Source organism: Streptococcus sp. 2021WUSS109, from assembly GCF_044427305.1.
Taxonomy (GTDB): domain Bacteria; phylum Bacillota; class Bacilli; order Lactobacillales; family Streptococcaceae; genus Streptococcus; species Streptococcus suis.
This window is the reverse complement of record NZ_JAOTGF010000005.1, coordinates 89,851-111,354: the sequence shown is the minus strand read 5'-3', so window position 1 is coordinate 111,354 and position 21,504 is coordinate 89,851. Positions and strand designations below refer to the sequence as shown.

At 44.3% G+C, this 21,504-nt stretch carries 18 protein-coding genes; 5 read left to right on the top strand and 13 right to left on the bottom strand.

Annotated elements, in window-relative coordinates; genetic code table 11:
* Positions 1-501: 501 nt before the first annotated feature.
* The 7 genes from ODU37_RS03150 to dhaS all read right to left on the bottom strand — a co-directional run bounded on the left by ODU37_RS03150 (position 502) and on the right by dhaS (position 8,794).
* Positions 502-1,104, bottom strand: coding sequence for a nitroreductase family protein (locus ODU37_RS03150; protein ID WP_044758344.1), 603 nt, complete (start codon positions 1,102-1,104; stop codon positions 502-504).
* Positions 1,105-1,249: 145 nt separating this feature from the next.
* A complete protein-coding gene (locus ODU37_RS03145) occupies positions 1,250-5,641 on the bottom strand; it encodes a PolC-type DNA polymerase III (protein WP_249562341.1) in 4,392 nt (1,463 codons plus the stop codon).
* A 244-nt stretch (positions 5,642-5,885) separates the two neighbouring features.
* Complete coding sequence (locus tag ODU37_RS03140) at positions 5,886-5,966, bottom strand: putative holin-like toxin (protein ID WP_079397083.1); 81 nt, start codon at positions 5,964-5,966, stop codon at positions 5,886-5,888.
* A gap of 359 nt (positions 5,967-6,325) precedes the next feature.
* On the bottom strand, positions 6,326-6,793 hold the full coding sequence (locus tag ODU37_RS03135; protein ID WP_044758342.1) for a hypothetical protein: 468 nt from the start codon (positions 6,791-6,793) through the stop codon (positions 6,326-6,328).
* Between the two features lie 90 nt (positions 6,794-6,883).
* On the bottom strand, positions 6,884-7,084 hold the full coding sequence (locus ODU37_RS03130) for a hypothetical protein (protein ID WP_044758340.1): 201 nt from the start codon (positions 7,082-7,084) through the stop codon (positions 6,884-6,886).
* Between the two features lie 164 nt (positions 7,085-7,248).
* Positions 7,249-8,238: a DhaKLM operon coactivator DhaQ gene (gene dhaQ, locus ODU37_RS03125; protein ID WP_044758337.1), complete on the bottom strand. Its 990-nt coding sequence runs from the start codon at positions 8,236-8,238 to the stop codon at positions 7,249-7,251.
* 10 nt (positions 8,239-8,248) lie between these two features.
* Positions 8,249-8,794, bottom strand: a complete 546-nt coding sequence (gene dhaS / locus ODU37_RS03120) for a dihydroxyacetone kinase transcriptional activator DhaS (RefSeq protein ID WP_172013546.1) — start codon at positions 8,792-8,794, stop codon at positions 8,249-8,251.
* Between the two features lie 146 nt (positions 8,795-8,940).
* On the opposite strand from dhaS, the gene dhaK reads away from it, so the two are divergent.
* From dhaK to ODU37_RS03100, 4 genes are read left to right on the top strand one after another with little or no spacing between them, the layout of a single operon-like run.
* Positions 8,941-9,930 (top strand): dihydroxyacetone kinase subunit DhaK, encoded by a 990-nt coding sequence (gene dhaK / locus ODU37_RS03115; RefSeq protein WP_398580415.1) that lies wholly within the window; start codon positions 8,941-8,943, stop codon positions 9,928-9,930.
* A 10-nt stretch (positions 9,931-9,940) separates the two neighbouring features.
* Positions 9,941-10,516, top strand: coding sequence for a dihydroxyacetone kinase subunit DhaL (dhaL, locus tag ODU37_RS03110; protein ID WP_249562340.1), 576 nt, complete (start codon positions 9,941-9,943; stop codon positions 10,514-10,516).
* Positions 10,513-10,887 (top strand): dihydroxyacetone kinase phosphoryl donor subunit DhaM, encoded by a 375-nt coding sequence (dhaM, locus tag ODU37_RS03105; RefSeq protein WP_044678288.1) that lies wholly within the window; start codon positions 10,513-10,515, stop codon positions 10,885-10,887. Before dhaL ends, dhaM begins: the two co-directional genes overlap by 4 nt.
* 9 nt (positions 10,888-10,896) lie before the next feature.
* The gene (locus tag ODU37_RS03100; RefSeq protein WP_014736436.1) at positions 10,897-11,607 is read left to right on the top strand and encodes an MIP/aquaporin family protein; all 711 of its coding nucleotides are present in this window, start codon (positions 10,897-10,899) and stop codon (positions 11,605-11,607) included.
* A gap of 337 nt (positions 11,608-11,944) precedes the next feature.
* Here the strand turns inward: ODU37_RS03100 and ODU37_RS03095 are convergent, their stop codons facing one another.
* The 6 genes from ODU37_RS03095 to ODU37_RS03070 all read right to left on the bottom strand — a co-directional run bounded on the left by ODU37_RS03095 (position 11,945) and on the right by ODU37_RS03070 (position 18,764).
* Positions 11,945-13,807, bottom strand: a complete 1,863-nt coding sequence (locus ODU37_RS03095) for a proline--tRNA ligase (RefSeq protein ID WP_024400222.1) — start codon at positions 13,805-13,807, stop codon at positions 11,945-11,947.
* 277 nt (positions 13,808-14,084) lie between these two features.
* Positions 14,085-15,344 carry an RIP metalloprotease gene (locus ODU37_RS03090; protein WP_105159148.1) on the bottom strand — a complete coding sequence of 420 codons (1,260 nt, stop codon included), beginning with the start codon at positions 15,342-15,344 and terminating at the stop codon, positions 14,085-14,087.
* A 9-nt stretch (positions 15,345-15,353) separates the two neighbouring features.
* Entirely contained in the window at positions 15,354-16,160 is an 807-nt protein-coding gene (locus tag ODU37_RS03085) for a phosphatidate cytidylyltransferase (RefSeq protein ID WP_014638692.1), read from the bottom strand.
* A 9-nt stretch (positions 16,161-16,169) separates the two neighbouring features.
* Complete coding sequence (locus tag ODU37_RS03080; RefSeq protein WP_013730586.1) at positions 16,170-16,925, bottom strand: isoprenyl transferase; 756 nt, start codon at positions 16,923-16,925, stop codon at positions 16,170-16,172.
* Between the two features lie 113 nt (positions 16,926-17,038).
* Positions 17,039-17,362: a preprotein translocase subunit YajC gene (gene yajC, locus ODU37_RS03075; protein ID WP_014638693.1), complete on the bottom strand. Its 324-nt coding sequence runs from the start codon at positions 17,360-17,362 to the stop codon at positions 17,039-17,041.
* Between the two features lie 109 nt (positions 17,363-17,471).
* Positions 17,472-18,764 (bottom strand): adenylosuccinate synthase, encoded by a 1,293-nt coding sequence (locus ODU37_RS03070; RefSeq protein ID WP_002937782.1) that lies wholly within the window; start codon positions 18,762-18,764, stop codon positions 17,472-17,474.
* A gap of 363 nt (positions 18,765-19,127) precedes the next feature.
* Between ODU37_RS03070 and gshAB the strand changes: the two genes are divergently transcribed.
* Positions 19,128-21,359, top strand: a complete 2,232-nt coding sequence (gshAB, locus tag ODU37_RS03065; protein WP_105159147.1) for a bifunctional glutamate--cysteine ligase GshA/glutathione synthetase GshB — start codon at positions 19,128-19,130, stop codon at positions 21,357-21,359.
* The last annotated feature ends 145 nt before the right edge of the window (positions 21,360-21,504 follow it).

The following is a 21,504-nucleotide window of genomic DNA, read 5'->3' as shown; positions in this document are numbered from 1 at the left end:
CATCTATTTTTATAATCATCAACGATTTCAAGAACGCAACAACGGCCTTGCCCCTCTTGAAATGAGGAACAAGGCCGTCGCCTAATCTTTTATTATTTCATTGTCCACTTGACAGGGAGCAGTTCATGATACAGGAAGTTTAATCAATATTCTTTAATAGGATTGGTTTCTATCTGTTGCCACACTGGAGCTTTACACTCACCACATCAAGTCAACAACGTCTGATCCCAATTTTCTAAGCATAAAGATCTCAGTTTGCTTTTAGTACTAGCTCTAACTGTCTGGGAGACAGTTAGAGGTTGGAGATAAAACGAACAGAGTTCGTGTCAACAGCTGAAGGCTGTACTGAAGTACGCCAAAGCGAGTTAACGACGTAATAAAGCAAACTGTAAGTATGTATACTCAATGAAAATTGAAGTCAGACTAGGCGACGCAGATGTAGATAGAACTTAAGTTCATCACATCAAGTCAACAACGTCTGACTTCAATTTTCGCGGAGTATTAGTTACCAAAAACCTTTACACGGTCCCCATCCGCCATGTATTCTTTGTCTGCTGCTGGAGCTGCGATGCTTCCGAATGGTGCTTGTGCACGGAGTTTCCAGTTAGCTGGGATACCGTATTTTTCAGCAACTTGTGCGTCAACCAATGGGTTGTAATGTTGAACGTTCATACCGATGTTTTTCTCAGCGAAAGCCAACCATACTGCGTACAAGTTGATACCGTGAGCTTGTTCAGACCAGATTGGGAAGTTTTCAGCGTAAAGTGGGAAGCTTTCTTGCAAGCCTTTGACCACGTCTTGGTCTTCGAAGAACAAGATAGTACCAGCACCAGCCGCAAAACCAGCCAAGCGACCTTTTGTAGCTTCAAAAGCTTCTGCAGGTGTTACTTTTTCCAATTCGCTGTAGGCAATTTCGTTCCAGAAAGCATCTGATTCAGCTCCGAAAAGTACAACTGCACGGCTTGATTGTGAGTTGAAAGCTGATGGAGATTCTTTCATGGCTTTCTCAACAAGTGCTACTACTTCTTCGTTTGATACTGGCAATTCTTTACCAAGTGCATAGATAGAACGACGAGTTTCTTGAAGTTTTGCAAAGTTTGACATAGGATTTCCTCTTTTCTTATTGTTACTACATAGTAGTTTTTTATCACTATGTAGAGATTATATACCTATCAAAAATATTAGTCAAGAGTTTTGATTTCTTTTTATAAAAAAAATTCACTGCTTCCAAAAGAAACAGTGAACAAGTTTAAAACAAATCATCAAAGAGACTCAACTGGTTATCCTCTGGCATTTTACCGAGAATGCCCATTTCATCCATTTTTTCAACAAGCGTACCTGACAATCCACCACGTTTACGGAGTTCTGTCTTGGAGAGAAATTCTCCTTCGGCACGCGCCGCCACAACCTGCTTGGCAACGTTCTCTCCCAGACCATCCATAGCGACAAATGGTGGGATGAGGGTATCTTCTTCAATCAAGAAGTCGGTCGCATGAGACTTGTAAAGGTCCAATTTGCCGAACTTGAAGCCACGTTCCAGCATCTCATTGACCAATTCTAAGGTGGTGTAAAGGTCCTGCTCAACGTTTGAGGCTTCATTGTTTTTCTTCTTAAGAGCAATTTCTTCCATCTTAGCCTTGACTTTATCTAGACCGCCTGACATGGTCGCCAAATCAAAGGCCTTGGCACGAATAGAGAAATAAGCACAATAGTAGTAAAGTGGGTGATGAACCTTGAAATAGGCAACCCGCAAGGCCATCATAACGTAGGCAGCCGCGTGGGCTTTAGGGAACATGTACTTGATTTTCCCACAGGATTCGATGTACCAGTCTGGAACCTTGTTATCCTTCATGGCTTGAATGTAGCCATTTCGCTCTTCCTCAGAAATCTTGAGCCACAAGCCCTTCCGCACCCGCTCCATGATATTAAAAGCCATCTTAGGTGGCAAACCTGCGTGCATGAGGTAAACCATGATGTCATCCCGACAACCGATAACAGTAGATAGATTAGCAATTCCTGCCTTAATCAAGTCCTGGGCATTGCCCAACCAAACGTCTGTACCGTGCGATAGACCAGATAACTGCAAGAGTTCCGAAAAAGTGGTCGGTTTGGTTTCCTCCACCATCCCCCGTACAAAGTTGGTTCCAAATTCAGGAATGCCCAGCATACCTGTCGGTGTCCCAATCTGCTCTGGGGTAACTCCCAAAATTTCCGTACCAGAAAAGAGGGCCATCACTCCCTTATCATCAGCAGGAATGGTCTGCGGATCAATGCCCGACAAGTCCTGCAACTTCCGAACCATGGTTGGATCATCGTGTCCCAGAATATCGAGTTTCAAGACGTTTTCATCAATATCGTGGAAGTTAAAGTGGGTGGTCTGCCAGCTGGCCGTCACATCATCGGCAGGATACTGAACAGGTGTAAAGTCATAGACATCCATGTAGTCAGGGAATACGATAATTCCCCCCGGGTGCTGACCAGTCGTCCGTTTGACACCTGCCGCGCCAGCAGCCAACCGCTCCACTTCCACATCTCGATAGAATTTGCCATAATCCCGCTCATAGCCTCGGACAAAACCATAGGCAGTCTTAGCAGCTACCGTACCTACCGTTCCTGCACGGAAGGCATTTTCTTCGCCAAAAATATCCCGAACATCCAAATGGGCAGAGGGTTGGTCATCCCCTGAGAAGTTCAAGTCAATATCGGGAACCTTGTCTCCATCGAAACCAAGGAAGGTCTCGAAAGGAATGTCCTGTCCATCTTTTTTATACTTGGCCCCACACTTTTCACAATCCTTGTCTGGCAGGTCAAAACCTGAACCATAGGAACCATCTGTGATAAATTCACTGTGTTGACAATTTGGACAGACATAGTGAGGAGGCATAGGGTTTACCTCGGTAATCCCAATCATGGTCGCAACGAAACTGGAGCCGACAGACCCCCGTGAACCCACCAGGTAGCCCCGCTCGTTGGAACGGTGCACCAACATCTGCGACGCCAGGTAAATCACGGCGAAACCATTACCCAGAATGGACGTCAATTCCTTCTCAATTCGCAGGTCAATAATATCAGGCAGAGGATTGCCATAAATTTCAAAGGCTTTTTGATAGGTCAATTCCGCCACCGTTTCCTCGGCCTTCTCAATATAAGGCGTGTAGAGGTCGGTCTTAACTACCTGAACATCTTCAAAACGGTCGAGCATGGCATTTGGATTGGTAATGACAATCTCACGCGCCAGACTTTCTCCCAAGAAGGCAAACTCGTCCAACATCTCGCTGGTCGTTCTAAAGTGAGCCTTAGGTAGTGGAGCTGGTTGGGCATTCTCACCATTTCCGATGGTCCAGTTAATCGGTGCCCCTTGACCTAGAGCACGAACAATGATTTCCCGATAGATTTCCTCTTCGGGGTCAATATAGTGAACATTTCCTGTCGCCAAAACTGGCAGACCTGCCCTACGTCCTACCTCAATCAACTGCTTGATAGTCTCTTCAATCTCTGCCATGTCCTTAAACTGCTCCTTGGCAATCATGGGAGCATAGAGGGCAGGTGGCATGACTTCGATAAAATCATAATAGGCTGCCGTTTTAACCGCTTCATCTATCCCTTTGGAGAGTAAATCATCGAAGACCTCGCCCTCTTGACAGGCTGTTCCCAATATTAAGCCTTCACGATGGGCATTGAGAACGGTCCGTGGAATACGTGGAACTCCCTCAAAATACTTGGTATTAGAAAGAGAGACCAGTTTGAACATATTTTTCAAACCAACCTGATTGATTACATATAACGTGGCATGCTTGACACGAGCCTTCTTATAGGAATCCTCCGCAATCAGCTCCGTATTTAGCTGGTTGAGATTGGTCAAATTGTGCTTCTCCAGAGCATCTTTTAGGAAGATGAAGAGCAGGCGCCCTGTCGCCTCCGCATCGTAGTTGGCCATGTGGTGGTGTTCAAGAGCAACACCAAACCGCTTGGTGAGAGGACCTAAACCATGACGCTTAAAGTCGGGGTAGAGGTTACGAGCAAATTCCAAGGTATCAATGACAGGCTGGCTAATAATAGGTAAGCCTGCTCGTTCATAGTTGACATTCATAAAGCCAACGTCAAAGGTCGCGTTGTGGGCAACCATGACGGAATCTTGACAGAATTCTTGAAACTCACGCAGGACTTGTTCCAGAGGTTTAGAACCACGCACATGCTCATCAGTGATTCCTGTCAGATCTGTTGTAAATTGACTGAGCGGATGACCTGGATCGATAAACTCATCAAATTCTGCAATAATATTGCCCTTGTGCATCTTAGACGCCGCAATCTGAATCAGGGCATTGTTGACTGCAGAGAGACCGGTTGTTTCCACGTCAAAGACCACATAGGTCGCTTCGGACAGGACTACATCTGCTTCGTTGTAAGCAATGGGCACAGAGTCCTCGACAATATTGGCCTCCATCCCGAAGAGCGGTTTGATTCCAGCTTTACGGGCAGCATGATAGCCATGGGGGAAGGACTGGACATTGCCATGGTCAGTAATGGCCACCGCCTTGTGTCCCCAAGCCGCAGCACGTGCCACCAAGTCCTCAACAGCAGGCAGGGCATCCATGGTAGACATGTTGGTATGAGCATGAAACTCGACCCGTTTCTCCCCTTCAGGCATAAGGTCCTTACGGATTTCCTTCTTGACCTCTTGGACTTCCTGCACGTTCATAGTCAAATCACGAGTGAAATTATTGGTCTCCACATTGCCTCGCACCCGCAACCAGTTGCCCTTTTTGACCATATCAAACTTCTGGGCCTCTTCCTCATTCTTAGCCCACTTCTGCAAGGTGAAGGACGAAGTATAGTCGGTCATCTTAAAGTTGATAATGACCCGCCCCGTCTTGGTCGTCTTCTGCTCAACCTCAAAGACCAGTCCCTCAAAGACAATCCGGTTCTCCTCGCTATCCACCTCAATCATAGGCGTAATCTCAGCCTTTTCGATATTGACCTTGGCAGGACGATTTTTCTTATATTCTGGGACAAATGGCTGAGCTGCCTCTGGTGGCGGTGCCATTTGAGCTAGTTGTTCAAGGGCCGCCAAGTTTTCTTCATTAGCCTGCTGGTAAATTTCTTCATTTTGCGCATGGAAAATCTCCGCTTGTTGCTGCGTCATTTCCTGACAGACTTGGATGTCCACCGCAAGATTGCCAAAACCAAATCGCTTATATTGTTCCACAAGATTTGGCAGATGATTCTTCCGAAAATGATCTGTGTCAATGGTTTCAGGACCTTTTATCCACAAAACACCATCTCTATAAGTCACCTCTAATGGCTGAAAAAGAGCCTTGAAGCCTGCACTCTGGCACAAATCTTCCGTAAAAGCTTCTGGATAATAAGCTTCTACCAAACCAGCTTCAAAGGCCTCCGCATCGCTGACAATAGAAAATTGAATCTTATTGCCCACCTTTTCAAACTCCGTCGCCAAACGAGCCTTGAAGAGTTGATAGTCCATGAGCGGCAAGGGGGTTTCAAAACGGAAGGTAAATTCCCAGAGTTTGCTGACCTTGTGCAAGACTACTTTCTCAATCGTTGCAGTCGAAAAAGCCCCTGATTGTCGTGCATCAAGAGGCATTCCGATTTGTTGTAGCAAGAGTTGAAACTTATCTGACATACTTATTTCCTTTGTAGTTCGTTAGAAACATTTTACCATAAATGAAAGAATTTTTCTTGGACTAAGCCAGGGACTTTTCTGGCAGGACACCACCATTTAAATTGGCTTTTTCAAGCTTTCGTGTTATAATAGAGATAGAAAAAGGTAGTTGCGTCAACAACTACCCAACGTAGAACCGTTAAAAAGACGGTGGCTCATTAATTTTAGCTAAAGAAATAGCCGTTACTTGCCAAAGTATGGACGGCTATTTCTTTTGGTCATTTTCTTTGAAGATTTTATAGCACAAACTGACTAAAGCAATGGTAAAGCTACCAAAAGCTAGAATCGTTTGTACAACTTCAAAAGCTGATACTAACCCTCCGACGTTTTATTTTTGAAACGATATTTTTCAAAAATAAAACTAGTGCGCACCTTAGACAAATCGTATAGGATTTGTCGTTACTTGATGAGCAAGTTTACTTGCCATCAAGTATAGGTTAGCCTTTCTGTTAGATTTTGATGAATTGCCCATAGGCATCACCTCACTTTCAGAAAATCGAAAGCCACCGTCTTCACTTTTCTACTAAATAATTATACCATAAACTTGATAAAAATATGAACACAGAACAAAATCCTCAGAGTGCTTTCCGAGGATTTTGTTTATTTATATTGTGAATTTTTCAATACCTAGTTATTCCAGCGTACTTACTGAACATAAATACGACAAGATTGACCTGATAAACTTTCTATAAGTGGCTTACCTGTATTTACATTTGTAAATTGTTCTAAAGCTAATGTAGCAAGCTTTTTAGGATTTTTTAGTTCAAACCAAGTATAATTTGACTGACTTTCTTGGATCGTATCAAACTGTGACGGATTTTGATATGCATTACTTGGTGTCTTACTATGGAACTCTCCAAAATCATCAACTTCCGCAATAAAGCCGTCCGAGAAGTCTCCTAGTGTCATGATGAGTTGGTCTGGTTGTTTATTTTTACCTACCTTTGTCACATTTTCAGTCGGCACTGTAAACAAAACTCTGCCGCCGTTATTTATTGCGTGATTATAGTGTGCATCTAAAACATCTTTAGCAGACATACCGTTCAATCTGTCTCCCAATTTATAGGCCACAATTAGATTTACATCCTTTTTATTTTCTACGTGATTACTCATCCCTACCCTCCTTTCCGTCTCACTCCTACTGCCAATCCGAGCATACCCAATCTTGCTCCGTTGTCGCCACTCCCGTATCAATGGCTTGCGCTACTTGACTGGCTTCATCAACCACTGCCTGCGCATCTGCACATCCTGAGCAGTGACCGGTTGGCTACTGGTCGTCGAACTGACAGCTTCCGCCTCTGCTGGACTAGTGGCTGTGACGATTTCGTCTGCTTGGACTTCGCTTCCAAAAACAGACAAACCTGTCGCAAGGACGAGTCCGGTCAATTGTTTTTTCTTTGTCATCTTATCATCCTTCTGAATCGTTTTATGACAAACTTTTTGTTTATCAGTGCCATTCTCCTCCCTGACCATTTTTGTCAAGGTATTTTGTCTAAAAAATAGAAAGAGTGCACGAAAAACCTCTATGGGAAAACCCCTAGAGGTGGATGTTCTATGAAAAGAGGAACCTACCAAGCCGCAGCTTCTGTCGGTGCTTCTAAAAAGTCCAGCCATTTTTGATCCTTGACACGACAGAGGGTGACAGAAATTCCTCCCATATCTAGACTAGTCATAAACTTACCTGTTTTTATATAGGAAAGCTTCAGACCTTCTAGTTCTAGAAATTGGCAAATGTCGTTCAAAAAGATTCCTTGCTCAACCTCGGACAGAGATCCAAGATTATTGACCAGGAGGATGTAGTCTTCCCCCTCTTTCCAGCGGAATTTTAATTTTAATTTGTTCACAATTTCGTTGGCTAACTGCTCAGAGGATTCAAAACGAACGGTCCGATAGCCTTCTTCTCCATGGATACCGATGCCGTAAGATATTTGTCCCTCCTCCAAATCAAACAAAGGCAGGGCAGCATTGGGCAAATAGGCCGACTTGGTTGCAAAACCGATGGTCGCAATTTCTGTTGCCAGAGACAGTCCCAGCTGTTCCAATTCATCCAGGCTATAGCCAGTAAGGGCAGCAGCTCCTAATATCTTATGAAGTAGAATGGTCCCTGCAAGCCCCCTATGCCGCATACGGAAATTATTCTTAGTATCGACCGAAATATCGTCATGGGATACGATGTACTTGACTGCAATTCCCTCCTGCCGAGCCAATTTGATGGCTTTTCTAAAAGAGACAAGGTCTGCCTCAAAGTTTTTTACAATCAGAAAAACTCCCTTGCCCTTATCTACTGCACGAATGGCTGCCAAGACTTCTTCGGCAGTTGGTGGAGTAAAAATCTCTCCATAGACTGCTGCAGTCAGCATTCCTTTACCGACGAAGCCAACATGGGCTGGCTCATGACCAGAACCACCGCCAGAAACAATCGGAATCAGTTCTCCATTTTGTCTTCTTTGCAGAACAATCGGAAGCCCCTTCACTTTCTTCACTTTAGGATTGGTTCGACAGAAACCATCCAAATAATCTTCAATAATTGTTGCCTGTCTATTTCTAATAAACACCATACATTAACTCCTACAAAATCAAAAACGACTCGCGAACAAGAGCCACCATTTGCTTCCAATAGCTGTGAATCTGACAAGGCGACTGCGTCAGTCCTTCCTTTATCAGTCCAATCCAAGCATTAGCATGATAGAGAATCAAAAAATGCTTATCCTGTTGGGAAATCATTTTCCCCTCCTGGAGCTGGTACTCGTTGATAATTTTCTCCATCAAAACCATAAAGTAGCCTTCTAAATAGCTGACAAAATCATTTTGTCCCTTAATCTCAAAGAGTTGCCTATAGAAAGATTGGTTACTCTCGATGTAGTATAAGAGCTCATCCAGAAGCTTGATTCCACTAATATAGGTCAGATTGTCAGTTACCTGCTCCTGCAATTCTGTCTCAAATATCCAGTCCAGCAACTCATACTTGTCTAAAAAATGGTTGTAAAAGGTTTGACGACGAATCCCTGCTTCCTGCATGATGTCGACAACTGAGATTTTATCAAAGAATTTTTGGGATAGCTGTTTTTTAAAAGCCTTTGCAATCCTTTTCTTTGTAATCAACGAGGTTGGCATATGTCACTTCCTTTCGCTTCCTCTTTATTATACCCTATCATGCTTTTCTTTGGAACAAAAGGGACACATTGGACAATCTGTCCCTTCCTTTTTTCTTTTGGACAATGTAGAATGAAAGCGCAAACAAAAAACAAAGGAGTTTTCTCATGAAAAAAATTATCAATCAACCTGAACATGTCGTTGATGAAATGTTAAAAGGACTTGTCTTTATGCACCAAGATCTTGTCGATCGTATCGATGGATTTGATGTGATTATCCGCAAGGCTGAAAAAACTGGTAAAGTCGGCATCATCTCAGGAGGTGGCTCTGGTCACGAACCTTCTCATGCAGGCTTTGTCGGCAAGGGCATGTTGTCCGCCGCTGTATGTGGCGCAGTATTTACCTCACCAACACCAGACCAAATCTTGGAAGCCATCAAGGCTGCTGACGAGGGGGCTGGCGTCTTTATGGTCATCAAAAACTACTCTGGCGACATCATGAACTTTGAGATGGCACAAGAATTGGCGGAAATGGAGGGCATCGAAGTGGCCAGTGTCATCGTGGACGATGATATCGCTGTGGAAAATAGCCTCTATACCCAAGGCCGTCGTGGTGTAGCAGGTACCATCCTTGTCCACAAGATTCTCGGTCACGCTGCAACAACTGGCAAATCTCTAGCAGAAATCAAGGAACTGGCTGACCGTCTCGTCCCGCAAATCAAGACTATCGGCTTAGCACTATCCGGTGCTACGGTACCAGAAGTGGGCAAACCAGGCTTCGTCCTTGAAGAGGATGAATTTGAATACGGTGTCGGTATCCATGGTGAACCTGGCTATAAGAAAGAAAAACTCCAACCATCTGCTAAATTGGCTGAAGAATTGGTTGAGAAATTGGCAGAAGGCTTTGATATTCAAGATGGCGAGCACTATGGTGTCCTTATCAACGGTCTCGGCGCAACTCCTCTCATGGAACAATATGTCTTTGCCAACGACGTTGCTCAATTGCTGGCTAAAAAAGGTGTGGTCGTTGACTACAAGAAAATCGGTAACTACATGACATCGATTGATATGGCTGGACTGTCATTGACCTTAATCAAACTAGAAGACCCAAGCTGGATTGACGCTTTGCAGGCCCTTGTTGAAGTGGTAGCTTGGTAGGAGAAAGACTATGGATGCAAAACAAGCACTGCTCTGGATGGAGACATTCAACAAAAAAATTCAAGAAAACAAAGATTATTTGAGTGAGCTAGATTCTCCAATCGGAGATGGAGATCACGGGGGCAACATGGCACGCGGAATGGCTGCAGTCATGCAGGAGCTATCTGAAAAAGACTACGAGAGTGCTGACCAAGTCTTTAAGGTGGTTGCCATGCAACTTCTCAGCAAGGTTGGCGGTGCTTCCGGTCCTCTATACGGCTCTGCCTTTATGGGTATTACTAAAGCCAGTCAAGCTGGCGCTGATTTGGCAGATACGCTTCAAGCAGGTTTGGACATGATCCAAAAACGCGGCAAGGCTGAATTGGGCGAGAAAACCATGGTAGACGTTTGGATTCCTGTTATTTCTGCCCTAAGAGAAAGCCAGCTGACAACGGAAATTATCCTTAAAGCCGTTCAAGGGACAAAGGATATTGCTGCGACCAAGGGACGCGCGTCCTATGTTGGGGAAAGGTCTATTGGACACATTGATCCAGGCTCTTTCTCATCTGGACTTCTCTTTGAAGCCATGTTGGAGGCAGGACTATGACCAAGGTTGGTATCTTACTCGTATCCCATTCAAAAAATTTGGCCCAGGGAATCATCGACCTAGTATCTGAAGTCGCAAAAGATATTCCCATCACCTACTGTGGCGGACTAGAAGATGGTAGCATCGGTACCAGCTTTGAAATCGTACAAGAGCGAGTTGAAACAAACCCTGCTGATACCCTCCTTGCCTTTTTCGACCTAGGTAGCGCCCGAATGAACATGGAACTTGCTGCCGATTTTACAGACAAACAACTTCTTATCCAAACCGTACCAGTCGTCGAAGGTTGTTATACTGCCGCAGCTCTCTTACAGGCTGGAGCTGACTTGGAGACTATTCTTGAACAATTAAAAGAACTGACAATCAATAAATAGGAGATCATTATGAATCTGATTGGAGAATTACTTGGAACTTTCATACTAGTATTACTTGGAAACGGTGTGGTTGCATCCTGCATCCTCTCTAAAACCAAGGCTGAAAATAGCGGCTGGCTGACCATCGTACTAGGATGGGGCATCGCTGTAACAATTGCCGTCTACATATCAGGAATTTTTGGACCTGCCCACCTGAATCCAGCTGTCACTATCGCAATGGCATCTATCGGCTCCCTACCATGGGCTCAAGTCCCAGGCTTCCTACTTGCCCAATTTGCTGGAGCAATGTTGGCATCCATCGTCCTCTATCTCCATTTCTACCCACATTGGCAGGAAACAAAAGATAGCGGAACAATCCTTGCTACCTTCTCTACTGGACCAGCTCTTCGTCACACAGCTTCAAACTTGCTCGGCGAAGCTCTTGGTACAGCTGTCTTAGTCATGGGAATCCTTGCAATTGGCCCTAACAATGTCAGCGCTGGCCTCGGCCCAATCATCGTGGGACTTATCGTATTTGCAATCGGCTTCTCACTAGGATCAACGACAGGCTACGCAGTCAATCCAGCTCGTGACTTAGGTCCTCGTATCATGCACGCTATCCTTCCAATTCCTAACAAGGGAGATTCTGACTGGTCTTATAGCTGGATCCCAGTTGCTGGCCCAATTCTTGGAGGAGTCGCAGGAGCTATCCTCTATAACCTCCTACTAAATATGTTATAAAAAATAGGCTTTTGGAAAAAGCCCAGCGCAGCTTATCAGAGTTCGTATCAACATCTCAGCGCAGTGGTTGATTGGCAGATTTATTCGTGTTTCACACTCCAAATCTGACCTATACGACTGATGCGAACAGAGTTCGCTTCATCTCCAACCTCAAACTATCTCCCAGACAGTTTGAGCTGTGCGGGGGGGGGGAGTGAAACAGTCTGGGGATAGACTGTTTCAGCTCAACAACTTAAAACGAAAAATTGTTGACGAACTCTTTTTGACCTAGTCGAGTTCTTTCCCACTCCCATTTTATCAACAAAGACTTGGCTATCATCAACCAAGTCTTTTTCTGTTATTCATTTTCTTTTGTAAGGATTTGCAAGGTTTCAAGGAGTTGGTCCACATGGACTTCTACAGTATCGCCTGTGCCCTTAATTTTCACTTCGACGATGCCATCAGCTGCTTTCTTACCAACAGTCACACGGATTGGCAAGCCAATCAAGTCACTGTCAGAAAACTTAACGCCGACACGCTCATTACGGTCGTCAGTTAATACTTCATAGCCTGCACCAACCAAACTTGCTTCGATAGACTGAGTCAATTCCATTGCCGCTTCATCTTTGACATTAACTGGAATCAAATGCACATCAAACGGTGCCAATTCTTTAGGGAAGTTGACCCCCCAAGCGTAACGGTATTCGCCTTTTGGTGTCTTGTTAACAAAGAGGCGAGCGTGTTGTTCAAGAACGGCTGACAAGAGACGGCTAACACCGATTCCGTAGCATCCCATGATAATCGGCATAGAACGACCATTCTCATCCAAGATGTTGGCATTCATGCTGTCTGAATAGCGTGTACCGAGTTTGAAGATGTGACCAATCTCGATACCACGAGCAAAGTTGAGAACCCCGTGTCCATCTGGAGAAGGCTCACCTTCCTTGACTTCACGAATATCCACATACTCAGTCACTTGGAAATCACGCCCTGCATTGGCACCTGTGTAGTGGAAACCGTCTTCGTTAGCACCGACAACAGCATTTTTCACATCTTGAACCTTGCGGTCTGCAATAATCTTGATGTTTTCTGGCAAGCCGACTGGTCCAAGGGAACCAAAACCTGCACCGAAGATTTTTTCCGCATCCGCTGGGCCTGCTACATCAAAGAAATCTGCTCCAAGGTGGTTTTTCAACTTGACATCGTTAACTTGATCATTGCCAACAAGAAGGGCAACAACTGGCTCACCGTCTGCCATAAAGAGCATGGTTTTGATAGTTTGCTCTTCCGCAACATTCAAGAAGGCAGCAACTTCGTCGATGGTTTTGGCATCTGGTGTCGCTACTTTAACCAAGTCTTCTTCGACGACAACTGCTGTACTTGGTTTGTACTCGCTAGTTGCCATTTCTAGGTTGGCAGCGTAACCTGATTCGCTAGAGTAGGCGATGGTGTCTTCACCAGACACAGACCATCCCAAGAGTTCTTCCTTGATTGCTTCAAGAACATCCTCTGGGATTTCTTCAAAAGAAGCAACAGACTTGTCCAAGACAACCCAACGGTCCAGGTCAGTACGGTCTGGTGTAATGGCCATAAACTCCTGGCTATCCTTACCACCCATGGCACCACCGTCACCGATAATGGCCTTGAACTCCAATCCTGCACGAGTGAAGATTGCCTCGTAAGCCGCCTTGTAGTCATCGTAGGTCTGGTCCAAGCTCTCATAACTAGCATGGAAGCTGTAACCGTCTTTCATGATGAACTCGCGACCACGGAGAAGACCGTTACGAGGGCGTTTTTCATCACGATACTTAGATTGGATTTGGTAGATGTTAAGCGGCAACTGTTTGTAAGACTGGACCGCATCACGCGCCAAAAGAGTCACCGTTTCTTCGTGAGTTGGTCCCAAGATAAAGTCAGAACCCTCACGGTTTTTGAGCTTGTAGAGGTCATCACCGTAGGTTTCGTAACGACCCGACTCACGCCAAATGTCCGCTGACAAGAGAGCTGGTGCCAAAAATTCAATGGCATCAATCTTGTCAAACTCCTCACGCATGATATTTTTTGCTTTTTCAATCACACGGTTAGCCAATGGCAAGTAGCTGTAAATACCAGCAGAAATCTGACGGACATAACCCGCACGTAACATCAAAGCGTGGCTAATCACCGACGCATCCGAAGGCATCTCCCGCAAAGTAGGGATAATCATTTTAGACTGTTTCATAATTTAAGATACAAAAGCGTCAAGAAAACCGTATAAAAATAGGCAATCAACGCAGTGCCTATCGGCACAAGGCGATTGGTCTTTTTTACTAGGTTTTTAGCTTTTGTTCAATTCCTTTCGTAGTTTACTTGATTAGGAATCACAGAAGTCACTTATCAAACCCCTCGCTGACGCTCGAGTTCAAATATGAAAACTCTCTGTTCCTTTCTTTTTCGTAGTTTTCAGAACATCCTGCGTTTAGCACGCATTCAATTCCTTTCGTAAATTTCAAATTATCTTAGAAGAAGACTCTTATAATATCATTCCAAGTGACTACTATCACAAGAACCACCATAACGGCTACACCTGCTAGAGTGATATAAGATTCCGTCTCTGGTTTGAGTGGTTTTCTGCGAATGGCTTCCAGAATATTCATAACAATCTTACCACCATCCAAAGCTGGAATTGGAATCAAATTGAAGATTCCAAGGTTAATGGAGAGCGCAGCCATTAGCCCCAATACAGAAACCAAACCAAATTCAGCCGCTTGAGAACTTACTTTGTAAATAGCAACCGGCCCCCCCAACTGCTTAACATCAAAGTTTGCAATTAGATTCTTCAAAGCTGTTACAACCCTAAGAGCTGTCGCTCCCGCTTCTTGGAAACCACCGACAATTTTATCAACGAAACCAGTTTTCAAAATCGGTGAAATACCAATTCGATAGGCCCCATCTACTTGTTCAGCAGTAACGGAAACATGACGTTTTTTCCCATCATGCTCAACAACCAAATCAAAACTTGGGGCTGTTGTTGCATCTGTCGCTGCTTTGCTAATAATCGTTGCAACTTCTGTATAGCTGTCTGTCGCGTTCCCATTGACCGAAAGAATCTTGTCCCCTGTGACAACACCCGCAGCCTGCAAAGCACCACCTTCAGTAATACTTACTGCATTGCTTGATGGGTTGGCAACCCCGCCTTGCATGAAGAACAAAAGAATAAATACTAGAATCCCTAAAATAAAGTTATTCATGGGACCCGCAAAGTTGGTCATCAACCGACCCCAGACTGTCGCATTTTGATACTGAACATCAAGTGGAGCAATCCGAACTTCTGTTCCATCTTCCTCTACAATCGTGGCATCGTGATCAACCTTATAGGTCTTGCTTTCTTCCAAGACCAAGCCTGTGATTTCCAATTTTTCTTCAAAGTCAAAACTGGTTACATTCATTGGCAAACTGAGACTATCCAGTTGCTTACCAGACAAATTAATCCGCGTCACAACACCAGCTTCATTCAAGCTGAGGCTGGCAGGACTACCTGTCTTAATCTCTGTCTTATCTTCACCCCATCCAGCCATTCGAACATAGCCACCTAGAGGAAGAATACGGATGGTGTAAAGTGTCCCATCCTTACCCGTATGAGCGAAAATTTTGGGACCCATCCCAATCGCAAATTCCCTCACAAGGATACCCGCTTTCTTGGCGAAGTAGAAATGACCAAATTCATGGACAACCACAATCACACCAAATATAAATATAAATGCTAAAATTCCCTTCATAGTACCTCCTTAAAATAATCCAAAGAAGTGCATAATTGGAAAGACAAAAATCATACCGTCAAAACGATCCAGGATACCGCCGTGTCCTGGAATAATTTTTCCAGAATCCTTCACACCAAAATGGCGTTTAATAGCACTTTCTACTAAGTCTCCGAATTGTGAGAATATCGAGAAAATCACAACTAACAACAACATCATGCCAAATGAATAGCCCGCCAACAAGGACTTATCGACAATCAAGAAAATGATAGCAACTACCACCGCAGAAAGAATACCGCCTACAAAGCCTTCAACCGTTTTATTCGGTGAAACCTTCGGCAATAATTTTCTCCGACCAATCTGACGACCGATTAAGTAGGCGCCAATGTCTGTTGCCCAGACTAAACAGAGGGCAAAGAAGACTTTATTGAGCCCATCCATACGAGCCAGTATCAAACTATGAAAGCCGATACCAACATAGAAACTTGAGGCAATTGGAAAGACCACATCGGAATAGTTGTAATGGCCGATATTAAAAACCGTCGAACCAAGCAGTAAAAATACTACAATGGCGTAGGCTGTGTAATTTCCATCCGTCGGTAAAAATGTCAGATAATTCTGGAGCGGAAGAGCCAAGACTAAACTGGCCAACATAGCTAGGACACCCTCGATAGAATTTGGTGCTAGGCGATGCATTTTAATCAATTCAGCCGTAGCAATGATAGCTAACAGGCCTACAAAAAATTGAAATGCCATCCCACCAGCCAACAAAAAGGGAATGAAAATAGCTAGAGCAATGCCGCCAAATATCACTCGTTTCTGTAAATCGTTTGTCATACCTTCTCCTTATACACCGCCAAAACGTCTGTGGCGACGGTTGTATTCTTTAATCGCTAATTTAAGTGCTTCTCCATCAAAATCAGGCCAAGCAATATCTGTAAAGTATAGCTCGCTGTAGGCTGTTTGCCACGGCAGGAAGTTGCTAAGACGAAGTTCACCACTTGTACGGATAACTAGATCGGGATCGCGTAACGTTGGTGATAAGGTTCCTGTATAGAGGTAATCCGCTATTAATTTCTCATCAATATCACCAGGATTGAACTTGGCATCCAAGACATCTTGTGCAATAGCCTTGACTGCGCGAGTCACCTCATCACGTCCGCCATAGTTAAGAGCGAAATTGAGAATCAAACCAGTGTTACTCTTTGTCTTTTGTTCAGCTTTATAAAGCGCATTGAGAGTCGGAACAGGAAGTTTGGAATGGTCACCAATCATCTGAATTTTGACATTATTGGCATGGAGTTCAGGAACATACTTATCATAAAACTCCACAGGTAGATTCATGATAAACTTCACTTCTTTTTCCGGTCGAGACCAGTTTTCTGTAGAAAAGGCATAAACAGTTAACACCTTTACTCCCAAATCAGAAGCCGTCTTGGTAACCTTTTGAAGTGCATCCATACCAGCCTTATGCCCCATAATACGTGGCTGCATCCGCTTTTTCGCCCAACGGCCATTGCCATCCATAATCACAGCGATATGCTTAGGGACTTCAATTGCTGTTTCAATGCTTTCTTTCTTTTTAAAATTAAATTTAAACATGGTATTTTCCTTATTATATAATCGTTTCATTATACCATATTTTTACCTAGGATAGCAAAAATCAGGCAGGGCTAAAACAAGAGAAAACCAAGGTTTCCCTCGGTTTTTCATCCTTATTCTTCAATTGCAGATTCTGGAGTCGCTTCTGTCGTTTCAACTGCCACTTCTTCAACAACTGCAGATGTAGTACCTGAACTTGCTACACGATTACGAATAGCACCACGTTCAAATGTCAAATAAACACCATCAACATCGAGAACAACCTTTTTATCATCGATTTCATCGACAATACCAAATAGCCCACCAATGGTCACAATTTCATCACCTTTTTTGATTTGATTTAGTGCTTCTTGACGTTGTTTTTGTTGTTTACGTTGCGAATAGAACATAAAACCAATCATGGCAACCATGACAAGCGGCAAAAATAAACCTTCCATTTGTTTACCTCTTTTATTGTTTGATAAGCATGATTATATCAAATTCTGGACAAGAAAGCAAAATTCGACCAAACAGAAAAAGACCGAACTTTCGTTCAGTCTTCGCACACTATTTTGCGCTCCATACACTCTCAAGGATGTTGGTCTGTTCACGACCAGGTCCTACTGAGAAAGTTGAGATACGAACACCTACCAATTCGCTGATACGACGAACATAGTTGCGAGCCGCTTCTGGCAATTCATCCAAACTACGTACACCTGTGATGTCTTCAGACCAACCTGGCATTTCTTCATAGATTGGTTTGCAACGTTTGAGTTGCTCCAAACTTGCAGGGTAGTGGTCAATACGCTCACCATCCAAGTCATAAGCCACGCAGATTTTCAACGTTTCAAGACCTGACAAGACATCAATCGAGTTGAGGGACAAGTTGGTAATACCTGACACACGGCGGCTATGGCGCATCACCACTGAGTCAAACCAACCGACACGGCGTGGACGGCCAGTTGTCGTACCGTATTCCTTACCGATTTCGCGGATACGGTCTCCGATTTCATCGTGCAATTCAGTTGGGAATGGTCCGTCACCAACACGGCTAGTGTAAGCCTTACATACACCAACAACCTTGTCAATCTTGCTTGGGCCGACACCACTACCGATGGTCACACCACCAGCAACTGGGTTTGAAGAAGTAACGAATGGATAGGTACCTTGGTCAATATCCAACATAACCCCTTGCGCACCTTCAAACAAGACACGTTTGCCTTGATCGAGGGCATCGTTCAAGATAACAGAGGTATCTGTTACATACTTTTTGATTTCTTGACCGTAAGCGTAGTATTCTTCAAAGATTTCATCAAACTCAATCGGAGTTGACTCATACATTTTCTCAAACAAACGGTTTTTCTCTGCCAAGTTTGTTCTCAAACGCTCCGCAAAAATCTCCTTGTCCAAGAGGTCTGCAATACGGATACCGACACGGGCTGCCTTGTCCATGTAAGCAGGACCGATACCCTTGTTGGTTGTACCAATCTTGTTCTCACCTTTAGACTCTTCTTGCAACTGGTCCAATTTGATGTGGTAAGGCAAGATGACGTGTGCGCGGTCTGAAATCCGCAAATTATCTGTTGTCACACCTGAATCATGGAGATAGTTGATTTCCTTCACCAAAGATTTTGGATTGACAACCACACCATTACCGATTACAGAAATCTTTTCTGGGAAGAAGATTCCTGACGGAATCAAGTGCAATTTATATTTAGTGCCATCGATAACGATAGTGTGTCCAGCGTTATCACCACCTTGATAACGTGCGATTACTTCAGCATTAGCAGACAAGAAGTCTGTAATTTTACCCTTACCTTCGTCGCCCCACTGGGTTCCTACAACAACTACTGATGTCATATTCACTCTTTCTCTGAACTGGCTAACCAGCCCAGCCTTTCTTCTACTTCTGGCAGGAATCTCACCTGCAAGTTTCGTTTTACACACTATTCTATCAAAAAACGAACATTTTTTCAAGAAATTCCAATAATTTCATATATAACGAATGTTTTTATTTTTTAAAAAGTATATTTCAAAAAAATCCGATTAAACACACGAGATAGACATGTGTAAATATGCTTTTAACAGAGAAATCCGAAGTCTTTGTTTGCTTTCCGTGATTTTCAGTACATTTTTCACGAAAAACGTAGCAGAAATTTGTATTTGCCCTCCAATCTAGATAAAATTGGAATAAGACTTTGACAGAAATATAAAGGACTTAGTATGTTACAAAAATTATCACCAAACAGCCCCATTCTTCAGGCTACTTTTGGAATTGAGCGCGAATCACTTCGCATCAATTCAAACCACAGAGTTGCACAAACTCCCCATCCTCATAAACTGGGTTCTCGTAGCTTCCACCCCTATATCCAGACAGACTACAGCGAGCCACAGTTAGAGTTGATTACACCAATCGCTCAGTCGACTAAGGAAGCTCGTCGCCTACTGGGAGCCATTACAGATGTTGCCGCACGTTCTATGGATAAGCAAGAATACCTCTGGCCCCTATCCATGCCACCTGTGATTTCAGAAGAGGAAATCCAAATTGCTCAACTAGATAGCGACTATGAGTACCAATATCGTGTCGGTTTAGGGGAACGCTATGGTAAGCTCGTCCAATCTATGTCTGGCATCCACTATAATTTTGAATTAGGAAAAGACTTAACCCAACAACTTTTTGAATTAAGCGAGGAAACAGACTTTATCGCATTCAAAAATACCCTCTACCTCAAATTAGCACAAAACTTCCTCAACTATCGTTGGCTCTTAACCTACCTATACGGGGCAAGTAGCCTAGCCGAAAAAGGATTCCTAACTACGGAAGTCGGTTGCGTCCGTTCCATTCGTAATTCCAAGTACGGCTATGTCAACTCCGATGATGTTCATATTTCCTTTTCTTCTCTCGAACAGTACGTGGATGACATCGAACAAGCTGTCCAGTCTGGTCAACTATCCGCTGAGAAGGAATTTTACTCAGCTGTCCGCCTCCGTGGTGCCAAGACTAGCCGTGACTACCTCAGCAAGGGGATTTCTTATTTAGAATTCCGTTCCTTTGACCTTAACCCCTATGACCCGCTTGCTATTAGTCAGGAAACCCTTGATACAGTCCACCTCTTTATCTTATCTCTTCTTTGGCTAGACCAACTGACAGATGTTGATAACACCCTAGCAAAAGCAGATAAACTTAACAATCTCATCGCCCTTAGCCACCCCCACTCACCTCTACCTAACGATGCCGATGCCACGCCAATCTTGACGGCCATGAAAGCCATAGTTGCCCACTTTGGACTAGACGACTACTATGGCCAGCTCATTGCACATGTGGAGGCCGCTCTTCAAGACCCACATCTGACCCTTTCCAGAAAAATAGCAGAGCAGGTTGAAGATGGGTCTCTAGAAAAGTTTGGTCAGCAGCAAGGACAAGTATTCCATGATTATGCTTGGACAGCCCCTTACGCCCTCAAGGGCTATGAAAACATGGAACTCTCCACCCAGATGATTCTCTTCGACGCCATTCAGCTGGGCTTGAACGTGGAGATTTTGGATGAAGAAGACCAATTTCTCAAACTCTGGCATGATGACCATATTGAATACATCAAAAATGGCAATATGACCTCCAAGGACAACTACGTTATTCCTCTCGCCATGGCCAACAAGGTCGTAACCAAGAAGATTTTGGACCAGGCTGGTTTTCCAGTGCCAGCGGGAGCGGAGTTTGCTAACAAGGAAGATGCCCTTCGGTATTACGGACAGGTAGCCAGCTCTGCTATTGTTATCAAACCAAAATCCACTAACTTCGGCCTAGGCATCTCTATCTTCCAGGAGCCAGCGAGCCTTGTGGACTATGAAAAAGCCCTTGACATCGCCTTTTCAGAAGACAGCCATGTGCTCGTGGAGGAATTCGTGGAGGGAACCGAGTACCGCTTCTTCATCTTGGACGGCAAGTGCGAGGCTGTCCTGCTCCGCGTCGCAGCCAATGTCGTGGGGGACGGTAGCTCAACCATCCGTGAATTAGTGGACCAAAAAAACCAAGATCCACTGCGTGGGCGTGACCACCGTTCACCGCTGGAAATCATCAACTTGGGCGACATCGAACTGCTTATGTTGGAGCAACAAGGCTACACGCCCGATACAGTTTTGCCAGAGGGCGTTCAAGCCTTTCTGCGTGGCAATTCCAATATCTCAACGGGTGGCGATTCCATTGACATGACCGACCAGATGGACGAGTCCTACAAGCAACTGGCTGCCGATATGGCGACTGCTATGGGAGCTTGGGCCTGTGGTGTGGACTTGATTATCCCCGACCGCACCAAGCCAGCCAGCAAGGACGAGCCCAACTGCACCTGCATCGAACTCAACTTCAACCCTGCCATGTACCTGCACACCTATACTTACACAGGACCTGGACAGAGCATTACACCGAAGATTTTGAAAAAATTGTTTCCAGAGCTATAGTTTTCCATTTTCCTTACTTTGTTAGTACTTACTTCAAAAATTCGTGGAACTTTTGAAGGCTGGAGATAGGGCAAAGCACGTTCGCCTCAATAGCTGCAGATTGCTATAACATTCTAGGTTTAAAATAAGACTTGCCTCGCAAGTC

What these genes read in the sequence shown, in the direction of transcription:
- ODU37_RS03150 (WP_044758344.1), bottom strand. Translation starts at nt 1,104, where the DNA reads ATGTCAAACTTTGCAAAACTTCAAGAAACTCGTCGTTCTATCTATGCA.
- ODU37_RS03145 (WP_249562341.1), bottom strand. Translation starts at nt 5,641, where the DNA reads ATGTCAGATAAGTTTCAACTCTTGCTACAACAAATCGGAATGCCTCTT.
- ODU37_RS03135 (WP_044758342.1), bottom strand. Translation starts at nt 6,793, where the DNA reads ATGAGTAATCACGTAGAAAATAAAAAGGATGTAAATCTAATTGTGGCC.
- ODU37_RS03130 (WP_044758340.1), bottom strand. Translation starts at nt 7,084, where the DNA reads ATGACAAAGAAAAAACAATTGACCGGACTCGTCCTTGCGACAGGTTTG.
- dhaQ (WP_044758337.1), bottom strand. Translation starts at nt 8,238, where the DNA reads ATGGTGTTTATTAGAAATAGACAGGCAACAATTATTGAAGATTATTTG.
- dhaS (WP_172013546.1), bottom strand. Translation starts at nt 8,794, where the DNA reads ATGCCAACCTCGTTGATTACAAAGAAAAGGATTGCAAAGGCTTTTAAA.
- dhaK (WP_398580415.1), top strand. Translation starts at nt 8,941, where the DNA reads ATGAAAAAAATTATCAATCAACCTGAACATGTCGTTGATGAAATGTTA.
- dhaL (WP_249562340.1), top strand. Translation starts at nt 9,941, where the DNA reads ATGGATGCAAAACAAGCACTGCTCTGGATGGAGACATTCAACAAAAAA.
- dhaM (WP_044678288.1), top strand. Translation starts at nt 10,513, where the DNA reads ATGACCAAGGTTGGTATCTTACTCGTATCCCATTCAAAAAATTTGGCC.
- ODU37_RS03100 (WP_014736436.1), top strand. Translation starts at nt 10,897, where the DNA reads ATGAATCTGATTGGAGAATTACTTGGAACTTTCATACTAGTATTACTT.
- ODU37_RS03095 (WP_024400222.1), bottom strand. Translation starts at nt 13,807, where the DNA reads ATGAAACAGTCTAAAATGATTATCCCTACTTTGCGGGAGATGCCTTCG.
- ODU37_RS03090 (WP_105159148.1), bottom strand. Translation starts at nt 15,344, where the DNA reads ATGAAGGGAATTTTAGCATTTATATTTATATTTGGTGTGATTGTGGTT.
- ODU37_RS03085 (WP_014638692.1), bottom strand. Translation starts at nt 16,160, where the DNA reads ATGACAAACGATTTACAGAAACGAGTGATATTTGGCGGCATTGCTCTA.
- ODU37_RS03080 (WP_013730586.1), bottom strand. Translation starts at nt 16,925, where the DNA reads ATGTTTAAATTTAATTTTAAAAAGAAAGAAAGCATTGAAACAGCAATT.
- yajC (WP_014638693.1), bottom strand. Translation starts at nt 17,362, where the DNA reads ATGGAAGGTTTATTTTTGCCGCTTGTCATGGTTGCCATGATTGGTTTT.
- ODU37_RS03070 (WP_002937782.1), bottom strand. Translation starts at nt 18,764, where the DNA reads ATGACATCAGTAGTTGTTGTAGGAACCCAGTGGGGCGACGAAGGTAAG.
- gshAB (WP_105159147.1), top strand. Translation starts at nt 19,128, where the DNA reads ATGTTACAAAAATTATCACCAAACAGCCCCATTCTTCAGGCTACTTTT.